Below are 917 nucleotides of genomic sequence, written 5' to 3'. Positions count from 1 at the left end.
GACTGCCCCGGTTGTGCCTGGGGCGAATCGCCGGGAAGCGACATGGTCAAGTTCTGCGAGAACGGCGCCAAGGCGGTCAACTGGGAGGCCACCGGCCGTTCGGTGGACCCGGCCTTCTTCGCCAAGTACAGCGTCAGTGCCCTGGCCGAGCAGAGCGACTATTGGCTTGAATACCAGGGCCGACTTACCCACCCGATGCGCTACGACGCGGCCACCGACCATTACGTGGAAACCTCCTGGGACGACGCCTTCGCGCTCATCGCACAGCACCTGCAGGCGCTCGAGTCGCCCAACCAGGCCGAGTTCTATACCTCTGGGCGGGCCAGCAACGAAGCGGCGTTCCTGTACCAGCTGTTCGTGCGGGCCTTCGGTACCAACAACTTCCCGGACTGCTCGAACATGTGCCACGAAGCCAGTGGCGTGGGCATGGGCGAATCCCTCGGCGTGGGCAAGGGCACTGTGGTGTTCGATGACTTGGAGGAAGCCGACGCGATCTTCGTCATCGGTCAGAACCCCGGCACCAACCACCCGCGCATGCTCGAACCGCTGCGCGAAGCGGTCAAGCGCGGTGCCCAGGTGGTGTGCTTCAACCCGCTCAAGGAGCGTGGCCTGGAGCGCTTCCAGCATCCGCAGCACCCCTTCGAAATGCTCAGCAACGGCTCGGAGCCGACCAACACTGCGTACTTCCGCCCGGCGTTGGGCGGCGACATGGCGGTCATGCGCGGCATCGCCAAGTTCTTGCTGCTGTGGGAACGCGAGGCCCAGGCCAAGGGCGAGCCGGCCGTCTTCGACCACGCTTTCATCGCCGAGCATACCGATGGCGTGGAGGCTTATCTGGCAGCGGTGGATGCGACCTCCTGGGAGCATATCGTCGAGCAGTCCGGCCTGAGCCTGGCTGAGATCGAGCTGGCCGCACG

1 protein-coding gene is annotated in these 917 nt (G+C 65.1%); it reads left to right on the top strand.

Annotated features, from left to right (window positions below; all coding sequences use genetic code 11):
• Window positions 1-917 (top strand): molybdopterin-dependent oxidoreductase (locus DQ397_RS07800; protein WP_148921526.1); only part of this gene is annotated, 917 nt, incomplete at both ends.

Source organism: Pseudomonas sp. CK-NBRI-02 (genome assembly GCF_008124495.1).
GTDB lineage: Bacteria > Pseudomonadota > Gammaproteobacteria > Pseudomonadales > Pseudomonadaceae > Aquipseudomonas > Aquipseudomonas guariconensis.
This window is presented reverse-complemented; position numbering and strand designations above follow the sequence as displayed.